Raw genomic sequence first — 9,666 nt, 5'->3', positions numbered from 1 at the left:
TCTATGCCGACGAACGTCATGCACTCACGGGCATCGTCGGCAGCGGCAAACCTTCAGCAAGTGCTAATTTTTCCATAGCTGCCTCCAGAATAGTTCGAGCCCTGGAGGCAGCACTATATAACTCCTGGTGCAATGCCGCGTCTGCCTCATTGCTTACCCCGCAATCAGCGCTATAGCGCTCAAAACTTCCAATCGAAAGCAAAATCTCCGCCAAATGTCGGGGACAGTCGCAAGCAACTCGGTTGCTTGCGGCAATTAGTGTTTCAAGAGCCTGTTCATCCAGGCGACGCGGTTGGACAACAGCATCGCCATTTAATAACTGGACGGTATTCACATTAGATGGCGCAGCCAGGGACTCCGTCGCAATTGCCGCATTACACAGTATTAAAATTTCACTCGGGTCGGAGGGTACCCGAGCGACGAGGCAACCTGCCTCGCGCAAACGACGAATCGTTGAGCTTGAGCAGAAGCGGTACATTACAAGCACAGCTTGCGCACCTGTTGCATGGCGCAATTTGGTAATGGCCGGCACAATATTTTCGACTAGCTCCCAAATCTCAACGACCAACACATCTATTAACGACAAATCTATTGCGCTCTCGCTCAACGCGCGCGTAGCGTCATTTAGATCACCGTGAGCGAAAAGTACCTCAAGTCCCGGGCAAATTTGCCCGTACCCAATAAAACGCCTGACAAGCGCCTCGCCAATCAAAGCTACCCGAGGAGCTCGTGCCATCACATCACCCGAAGATGCAGACATCAGCAAATCCAGCAACTGCTCTGTCGGAAGTTGTGCCAGGGTTCCAACAGGATGCCCCTGATCGACCAATCGCTTGATCACTCCAAGGCGTCTTATCTGCGCTGTCGTATACAGGCGCTGGCCATGTAGCGAGCGTTGCGGATCTGAAATGCTGTAACGACGTTCCCAGACGCGTAAGGTTTCTACAGGTAAGCCCGCCAACCGCGCGGCAACGCCACTCCGAAAAGTAGCGTTGGATAACGCGTCATCACCATCTACCGGTACGTCGTTTTGCATGTTTGAGCCAGGATTTTTCATGTTGAACCGATAGTGAACCGATAATTTCAATAGATTGCAGGACATAAGCTGGACAGTCAAGCACGCTTTGCATATCTTAGTAGCGTGTGATGAGCAGCTTTTGATTTGTCGTTTTAAAGGTTTGGTTACCAAGGCCTGGCGCGTCGACGTAACCACTATCAGTCGTTCAAACTGATCTTTTGCTCATGCCCACTGTTTGAAATTGAGTGATTAGCATATCTCGAGGTACCAATGCCATGGGAGCCATCAATAGAAAAATCGAGGGCGAGACTGATTCGGTTTCCAGTTGGTATGTCGTAGGCGCGGTCATACATGCGCAACATGATCGTCTCATCGACGTCAGCCGCATGCTTAGCCTAATCCCAAACGCAGAAATTCACTCATCCAGCGACCTGGGAAAACTGGCCGTGATTCTAAAAGGGCGTAGTGAATACGAAGTTATTAGACAGGTAAAGATGCTCTATGCAATGCAGGGAGTGTTTTATGCGGCAGTCGTTAGGCAATGCCCGGAACATGGCGCATTGCTCCGCAACACGTGGATATCGCAGGAACCTGAATATAAGAAATTCATTAGGCAAAGAGATGCCTGTATCCCGGCCTTGAAGTTTGAATCTCTTTGTAGCCGAGGCGCCTCTGCCGTCAAGCAGACACGGCGGTATCACTAAAATGCACCACAAAATCATTATTCAAACAACAAAGTCAATTACTCCATTGTGGGTAGTTTCGCCATTTCCCTCCTGAGGTAAGCCTTTGGTCTCCCCGACACAACATAGACAATTTCGCACATTGAAATTTTGGCAAGTCTACGGACTGTTAATGCTCAGAATATCCAAACACGAATCGCTGGCCGTTGTGCGTATTTGACGATGGCAGAGATGCGATCCGGCGAATTTATTCTTTGCAAAAGGTAAGTGTCCATGTTGTATAACATTTCGTCAGGGTTAGCGGTCCTGTTCGCAGGAACTGCTTTGTTTTCGCCCTTTTCAGCACTCTATGTAAAATTTAGATATTCACAATATGTCCGTATATTTGAATGTCTCTATTGCCGGCCAGCGTATAGTCAGAAGCGGATAATCATCACTAAAATCATAGAAACCGTTTTGTACGCTTTGTGCTCTTATTCAATGATTGCATTAAGTGAATTTGAAAGAGCGCAGCAGTCCGTAATATCCACCACGAATATTGGACTGCCCCCGCTGGTAATGGCGAACACCTATCTTTTTTATGCGGATGAGTCCAACTCTACCGGACCGCGAACCTGCAAAATATTCGTTGCCGGCACACCCCGCTCAAAAGCGCTGCCCAGCGATCCTTGCTTAAATAATGCGCCAGCAAGGCAGCAAAAAAGGTACGCATTATGAGCGTCCTGGATGTTGAAGCTAGTTTCGCGCGTATTCATTTCAGTGAAAATGTTCAGCGAGTGCTTGTTACCGGAGCGACGGGCTTCATCGGTCAACGCCTGGTACGCACATTAATTTCAAACGGTCACCAAGTTCTGGTCCTCAGCCGCAATCCTGGCAGTGCGAGGCGTATCTTCGATGGCAAGGTCGAATGTATCAGCAATATGCAGGAGTTATCCAGGACCTGCCGCCTTGATATGATTATCAATCTGGCGGGAGCGCGAATTCTTGGTTGGCGCTGGACAGTAAAGCGACAAGAAATCCTCCGTCAAAGTCGCGTCAATCTTACCGAAACGATCGTCGGATGGATCGCCCACGCGCAAACCAAGCCGCGTTTGTTTTTGTCCGCCTCGGCCATCGGCTACTATGGCATTCAAGGACAAGGGGATGTTGCATCAATTGGGGAAGACGGCAAGAGCCAGCCAATATTTATGTCGCAGCTATGTCAAGCTTGGGAAGCTGCGGCACACAAAGCCAGCGAACATGGTGTTGCCGTGCGATGCATGCGCTTTGGCGTGGTTCTCGGGCGGCTGGGTGCATTACCGATGATGACCTTGCCAATCAAACTTGGACTAGGAGGCAGGCTTGGATCCGGGGCGCAGTGGTTCTCCTGGATTCACATAGACGATCTGCTGCGCGGCATAGCCTATCTGGCGAGTCAGCTGCAGCAACACGGTGCCAATTTAAGAGCAGTTGACACTTACAATTTCGTGGCGCCGGAGGCGACTTCTCAACTGCAGTTCAGTAGGATTGCGGCAGACATTTTGCATCGCCCCTGTTTTATGGCAACGCCAGGTTTACCATTGCGCCTGCTGCTTGGGGAGCAAGCAGATTTGCTCCTGGAAGGGCAACGTGTGGTGCCGCGGCGCCTCCTGGCTATCGGATTTGACTTTCTCTATCCGGATATCAGGAGCGCCCTGCAAAATCTCTTGAGTAAGCCCAAGTCATGACTATCGATATGAAGTCGTTTCAACACGATGGCCTGGCTGTTGTGATCGGAGCAAGCGGCGGTATTGGAGCGGCAGTCGCTCATGCATTGCAAGCAGGTGGCTGGTTTTCAAACACAATTCGTTTTAGTCGCGGGAGCACGCCAGGGATAGACCTAGGTGATGAGGACTCAATAATTGCGTGCTGTCGCCATGTCGAAAAGATAGGCGTTCCGCGCTTGATCTTGGACGCCACTGGTCTACTGCACAGCACGACGTTAATGCCGGAGAAGAGTTGGCGCGAGCTTGACGCTAAAAAGATGGGGGAAGCTTTTGCCGTCAACTCCATTGGCCCGGCATTGCTGATGAAGCATTTTCTTCCTTTACTGCCTCGAGAAGGCAAGGCCGTGTTTGCAACACTATCGGCAAAGGTGGGTAGCATCGGCGATAACCACTTGGGAGGCTGGTATAGCTACCGCGCCTCCAAGGCTGCACTAAACCAGCTCGTGCGTACCGCCGCTATTGAGCTTCGCAGGCGTCAGCCCAATGCGATCTGTATCGCTCTTCATCCTGGAACTGTCGATACACGACTCTCCTCACCTTTTCGCAAAATCGGACTGGAATTGCAATCGCCTCAGCAGGCAGCAACCCGCCTTTTAACGGTGATCGATGGCGTCAGTACGGTCGATACGGGAAACTTTATCGATCAAAACGGGAAAATACTTCCGTGGTAACTCGGAATCTTGGAAAATTGTAGAGCGTCACATCAAGAAGGAGATATCGTGCGAATTTCTGGCTTACTTTCTATTTTGCTGTTGGCAGTATCGCCGCATTTGGCGCTAGCCGACACTCCCGTGGCAAGCGTGTCATCAGTAGATATTGCCAAATATAGTGGCAAGTGGTTTGAGATAGCCAGCTTTCCGATGTTCTTTCAACGTAATTGCATTGCTGATACGACGGCAGAATACAGTGCGGCCCCCGACGGCAATATTCGCGTACATAATCGCTGTCGAACCACATCCGGATTTGACGAGGCCAAAGGCGAAGCCAGCGTGGTTGACGGCTCGGGAAATAGTCGGCTCAAGGTATGGTTCTTTTGGCCGTTCAAGGCTGACTACTGGATCATAGGATTGGATCCGGATTATCGTTGGGCGGTCGTCGGCAATCCAAATCGCAAATACCTATGGCTACTGTCCCGCACTCCCCAAATACCCGCCGATCAGCTAAAAGCGGCATTGTCGTCAGCCAGTGCGCAGGGATATGACATTTCAAAATTGCACTACACAAGGCAAACAGGATTCTGCGGAGACAATAATGACAGCAAGGATTTGTGCGAAAAATGACGTCATTTTCTGATCTGGTTGCACAAACAAATGCGCTGGCAGCGTTGAAAATGTCTGCCTACCTGCTTTGAAACCGGCGCACTTGTCGGAAGGGGTAAAACGGTTGGCAAGACACTCCATCCTCACGCAGGTACGCTCAACATGACCATGTTGCCGACAGCAGACATCGCCAATTTCAGTGCAGAATTGCGCCACGCTTGCCAATCATGATCATTTCGACAAATTTCGATCCGTCATGATTGGTCGGTGTGTATGACACCCTGACTCCGCCCAGGTCGAAATCTCGCATGGTTTCCATTGCCGCCATCAGTTTTTGCCGGGTTGGATTCGGACCGGCGCGGCGCAGTCCTTCGGTCAGCAGTTTGGCCGCCAGAAAGCCTTCAAATGCCGCATAGGAAGGCGGCGGTGGGTTTGCCATGCCTTTCAGGAGGCCCTGAAATTCCCGCGCCGCGCCGGCGCTGAAGTCTTTGGGATACGGCACCACCTGCATTACGCTGACGCCACGGCCATCATCGCCGAGCGACTCGAAGAAGGTCTCGGAACTGACATTCGATAGCATCATGAACGCCGGGTGGAATCCCTTCAGGTGGACCTGCTTGACAAAGTCGGCGCAGACCGACGGCGTGCAAGCCATCAATACTGCCTGTGGATTGGCGGCGACAATGTCGCCAACGGCCTTGGTGATCTGCAGATCCTTGCGGTCGTAGCTGGCGGTCACCACAGCTTTCAGTTTATGCGCGGCCAGATTGCGCTCGAAACCGGCCAGGCCGTCCCTGCCAAAGCTGTCGTCCTGGAACAGGATCGCCACCTTGCGAATCCCCAGCGAACCGAACAGTTCGATCATTTTCGCCGTCTCGTCCTGGTAACTGGCGCGCAAATTGAACAGATATGGGTTGAATGGGCTATGCAGGCTTTGGCCACCAGAGAACGGCGCGATCATCGGCACCTTATCACTCAACAACAATGGCAACGCCGCTTCCACCGTCGGCGTGCTGCGATAGCCGAACAACGCCAGCGCGTTGTCTTCCTTCAACAATTTCTCGGTGTTGAGCCTGGTGGTTTCCGGCTTGCGCTTGTCATCATAGGTTTTCAGTTCGATCTTGCGGCCATAGACGCCGCCTTGTGCATTGACCCAGCCAAAGTAAGCCTGTGCACCCTCCATGTTTTCCTTGCCGGTGGCCTCGCCGGATAACTCCACGGATTGTCCGATAACGATCTTTTCCTGCGCATGGACTGTTGTCATGCAGGCCAGAAAAAGAAATGCGATAAGCATTCTCATGTTTGATGTCTCCCTGTTTATGATTATTTTCTTTCGACAATACTCTGTCGAACCTTGCAAATAGCTTTCATTTTTTTGACTATTTCATCGTGCCTGGAGCAACACAGGCGAAACAAATGTAGCGTTGTGGAAAATTGACGACATGTGCGAAGGACCACGAATTATTCGTATAAATCATTAACAACGTATCCGGCGCAATGCGCAAAATCACCCTGCTGCGAGGTTTAGAGATTGAAGTTTCCACATGGAATTCATATATTTTTTATCAACCCTAGTTTTACATTTTGGCATCGCCTAATCTGCATTCGTAGGGAGGGAAATATGGATGTTCCTTCAACCGGAAAATTCTTTATTTCAACGGTAAAAAATTTCTACAGATCGATGTAGCGATAAACCAGACCCTGATGGAAAATCGCCTCGGCTCGCTTTTTTGCAGCCGAGGCGATGTTGATCTGACGCACTATGACGACACCGGTTCGGCACCGACAAGACATGAGACGTTGACGGCTTCGGCAAGAATGAACGCAAACTGCGGACTGCACCGCACGCCGAATGCCAGGGGACTGAAAAACCGCAGGTTGATCGACGAGATTCGTACATGAAGAAAAAGACGGTTGCAGGACTACGCATGGCAGGAAGCCGCTACCGGCTTGCCTGCCAGGCTGCAGCGGATTGATTGCACAGCCAAGTCATCGATAGAGCCCAAGGCATTCACGCCTTTCCCACAGCTTGTCAACGCTAAAGGGGCTCCAGTCGTGAAAATCTATATCAGTGGCTTGTACTCCGGCCCGAACCCCTCTTCCGGAGTCGGCGTGGCCAGTTCCCTGCGACTTGCCTATCCCGACGCCACGCTCATTGGCGTAGATTATTCGAGCCGCAGCAGCGGCATCCACGCACCCGTGTTCGACGATGTCTGGATTCAGCAACCGTGGGCCAGGCTGAACCTGGACGCGTACGCAACCAGCATCCGCGATCGCCTGGAGCAGGAAGATGCGTACTGGATTTCGTGTCTGGACCTGGAAATATTGTGGATGGCACAAGTCCTGGGGCCGCATCCTCGCCTGCTGATCCCATCCGTCGAGGCGCTCGACCAGATCGCCAAACCGGCGGTGCCGGCCCATCGCGGCCTTCCTGTGGGCATTCCGCCTTTCATTTCCACCACCGAAGAAGACTGGACGCTTAACTCTTTCTGTCGCCGGCACGGATGGAAGATCTGGCTCAAGGGGCCGTATTACGACGCCGTCCAGGTCAACTGGTGGCCGTCCTTCCTGTCATTGCGGACCGCATTTCAGACTACCTGGGGAACCGAAAAACTGTTTCTGCAAGCGCACGTGCGCGGACTCGAAGAGTCGGTGAGTTTCAGCGCCTACCAGGGGCGCCTGCTGGACGCGGTGCATATGGTCAAGCGCGATATCACGCCGGAGGGGAAAACCTGGGGCGGGCGCATCGACGACCCGGTTCCGGAATTCCTCAATCCGCTGCGCGCTATCGTCAAGGAACTGAACTGGAGCGGCGGCGCCGAGCTGGAGATGATCCGCAACCCGGCAGGCGAACTCTGGCTGATGGAAATCAACCCACGGTTTCCTGCCTGGATCCACGGGGCGACGATCGCCGGCCGGAACCTGGCCGGCCGCCTGGTTGAGGCAGCGAGTGGGATTGCCATGTCCGAGGCGGTTCCGCAATCCAATGAATTCGCCCGGATCGTACTGGAAATGCCGGTGCGCGCCGGTTACCCGATCCCGCCCCTGCAGGAACCGATGAACGGCAGCCAGCATCATTCGGGGAAATACCCATCGGGAATGCCGATGCTGGCGCACCGGTTGCAAGCCTTGCGTAGCCGTTCCGTACCAGAGCCGATTCCTCCCACCCCAACGGCCGCCACCGTCCCTGCCAGTTTCATCAAGGACATCCTGGGCGCCGACCTGGATCGCGTCGAAACACCGTCCCGCATTCTTCTCCCCAGCACCGCAGCGCATAGTTTCGCCCAGCTTGCCGAGGCTGCGCGCGCGGCGTCTTCGCCGGCCTGCGAAGTCAGGGCGGCCTACAGCATCAAGACCAACCCCGATGAGCGCCTGATCAAGATGGCCTACGATGCCGGCTTCCTGGCCGAAGCGATCAGTGAACTCGAAGTCGGCAAGGCGCTGGAAGTGGGCTTCCTTCCTGAACAAGTCATCCTGAACGGCCCGGCAAAGGCATGGCCGAGCCAGGACCGGTCACAGCCGGTGCATGCGATTTTCTGCGATTCGCTCGACGAACTGCGCCAGGTTGTACAGCGGGCGTTGGGCGGCGAGGAGCTGGCGGAAATCATCGGCGTCAGGCTGCGCGGCCCGCAACTGATCTCGCGCTTCGGCATCCCGGTGGTTTCGCGCGAGATTTTCTACGACATGATCGGGCTCCTGCGGGCGCTCCCCCGGCATTTTCGGATTGGCTGCCATTTCCACATCGCCAGCAGCAATTTCGGCATCGGCCAATGGTGGCGACTCTACGATTCCTCATTACGCTGTGCCAAGGCGATCGAATCCTGCACCGATCGCGCGGTGGAATGTGTGGATATCGGCGGCGGCTGGTTCCCCGACGATTTCGAGAATGACCTGATGCCGAAACTGGGCGATGCCATCCGCCAAGCGCGCGAAGCACTGCCGAGCCTGCGGACCTTCGTGCTGGAGCCTGGCCGCGCCATGGTGCAGCACTCGATGGCGGTCGCCATGCGGGTACTCGAAGTGCGGAAATTCCAGGGCGTTCCGCAGGACATCGTTGTCGACGGCTCGATCGCCGAGTTGCCGCTAGCCTGGCAATTCCCCCACCGGATACTGCAAAGAGACCGCAAGAGCGGCGAATGGCAGCCAATGGCGCGCGGTCCGGCCAGGATCCTGGGACGGCTGTGCATGGAAGACGATATTGTCGCCCCCAACGTCCAATTGCGGTCCGACATCGAGGAAGGCCAGTTGCTGGCGATCTGCGATGCCGGCGCCTATGAAAGCAGCATGGCCTACACTTTTGGACGAGGGAGAAGCAATGGACTCTAAACTACCGCTTGCCGACGAAGTCACGATCGACTTCTGGCACACCTACCCGGCCTCCTACCTTTCGCATCATGGGCAAGATTGCTGCCATATCGCGCGAAACTGGCTGATCAACCAGGACTACAATCTCGATTCCGTCAGCGGCGACGGACAACTGCTGTCAGCCCCAAGATGGATTCCCGAACGCTACGAATGGGGTCCGACCTCATGGCCATTGTTCTGGTGCGACGCGGTGGCGATGTACCGCCTCGATTGCGGAGCGCTGGCGGCATTTTCGCGCGAAGTCTACCTGTCGCGCGGCGTGAAGAGCGCACCGGTGCAGCTTATCCAGAGGTTATCGACCCACGCCATCGGCCAGTTGCGCAAAATATGGCGGGACGGCCCCGGCTATCTCAACTGGCTGGCCGACGACAAGATTTATCACGAGGCCGTGGCCGTCAGCCTGGACGGCGTCCGGATCCAGATATGGGACGCCACCAACGGCTGGTGGATACAACCGATGCAAACCGACGGCTATGGCGCGGTCCTCAAGGTGAAAGTGAGCCCGCTTCACCCCGATCCGCAGGATATCCTGTTCTGGGGCAACCGAATGCTGGCGCCGGGAACCTGGGTCGACATCTGCACAGAATGAGATCGCC

9 protein-coding genes are annotated in these 9,666 nt (G+C 54.3%); 7 read left to right on the top strand and 2 right to left on the bottom strand.

All coding sequences use genetic code 11. The features are described from left to right. Positions 1–16 precede the first annotated feature (16 nt). Entirely contained in the window at positions 17–1,117 is a 1,101-nt protein-coding gene (locus ACIPF8_RS22460) for a MerR family transcriptional regulator (RefSeq protein ID WP_400425630.1), read from the bottom strand. Between the two features lie 176 nt (positions 1,118–1,293). Here ACIPF8_RS22460 and ACIPF8_RS22455 point away from each other — a divergent pair, with 176 nt between their 5' ends. The 4 genes from ACIPF8_RS22455 to ACIPF8_RS22440 all read left to right on the top strand — a co-directional run bounded on the left by ACIPF8_RS22455 (position 1,294) and on the right by ACIPF8_RS22440 (position 4,726). After that, entirely contained in the window at positions 1,294–1,722 is a 429-nt protein-coding gene (locus ACIPF8_RS22455; protein WP_400425628.1) for a chaperone NapD, read from the top strand. A 692-nt stretch (positions 1,723–2,414) separates the two neighbouring features. Further along, complete coding sequence (locus ACIPF8_RS22450) at positions 2,415–3,407, top strand: TIGR01777 family oxidoreductase (protein ID WP_400425626.1); 993 nt, start codon at positions 2,415–2,417, stop codon at positions 3,405–3,407. Continuing rightward, on the top strand, positions 3,404–4,117 hold the full coding sequence (locus ACIPF8_RS22445; RefSeq protein ID WP_400425623.1) for an SDR family NAD(P)-dependent oxidoreductase: 714 nt from the start codon (positions 3,404–3,406) through the stop codon (positions 4,115–4,117). Before ACIPF8_RS22450 ends, ACIPF8_RS22445 begins: the two co-directional genes overlap by 4 nt. Before the next feature lie 48 nt (positions 4,118–4,165). Then, the gene (locus tag ACIPF8_RS22440) at positions 4,166–4,726 is read left to right on the top strand and encodes a lipocalin family protein (RefSeq protein WP_400425621.1); all 561 of its coding nucleotides are present in this window, start codon (positions 4,166–4,168) and stop codon (positions 4,724–4,726) included. A 175-nt stretch (positions 4,727–4,901) separates the two neighbouring features. On the opposite strand, the gene ACIPF8_RS22435 is transcribed toward ACIPF8_RS22440, so the two are convergent. Continuing rightward, the gene (locus ACIPF8_RS22435) at positions 4,902–6,005 is read right to left on the bottom strand and encodes an ABC transporter substrate-binding protein (RefSeq protein WP_400425618.1); all 1,104 of its coding nucleotides are present in this window, start codon (positions 6,003–6,005) and stop codon (positions 4,902–4,904) included. A 404-nt stretch (positions 6,006–6,409) separates the two neighbouring features. Between ACIPF8_RS22435 and ACIPF8_RS22430 the strand changes: the two genes are divergently transcribed. The 3 genes from ACIPF8_RS22430 to ACIPF8_RS22420 all read left to right on the top strand — a co-directional run bounded on the left by ACIPF8_RS22430 (position 6,410) and on the right by ACIPF8_RS22420 (position 9,659). After that, positions 6,410–6,607, top strand: a complete 198-nt coding sequence (locus tag ACIPF8_RS22430; RefSeq protein ID WP_400425616.1) for a hypothetical protein — start codon at positions 6,410–6,412, stop codon at positions 6,605–6,607. Positions 6,608–6,760: 153 nt separating this feature from the next. Then, positions 6,761–9,031 carry a hypothetical protein gene (locus tag ACIPF8_RS22425; RefSeq protein ID WP_400425613.1) on the top strand — a complete coding sequence of 757 codons (2,271 nt, stop codon included), beginning with the start codon at positions 6,761–6,763 and terminating at the stop codon, positions 9,029–9,031. Next, the gene (locus tag ACIPF8_RS22420; protein ID WP_400425611.1) at positions 9,021–9,659 is read left to right on the top strand and encodes a hypothetical protein; all 639 of its coding nucleotides are present in this window, start codon (positions 9,021–9,023) and stop codon (positions 9,657–9,659) included. The genes ACIPF8_RS22425 and ACIPF8_RS22420 overlap by 11 nt, the downstream gene beginning before the upstream one ends. Positions 9,660–9,666: the final 7 nt, after the last annotated feature.

The organism is Collimonas sp. NPDC087041, from assembly GCF_044745265.1.
Classification (GTDB): Bacteria; Pseudomonadota; Gammaproteobacteria; order Burkholderiales; family Burkholderiaceae_D; genus Collimonas.
The sequence above is the reverse complement of the archived record's forward strand: the minus strand, read 5'-3'. Positions and strand labels throughout refer to the sequence as shown.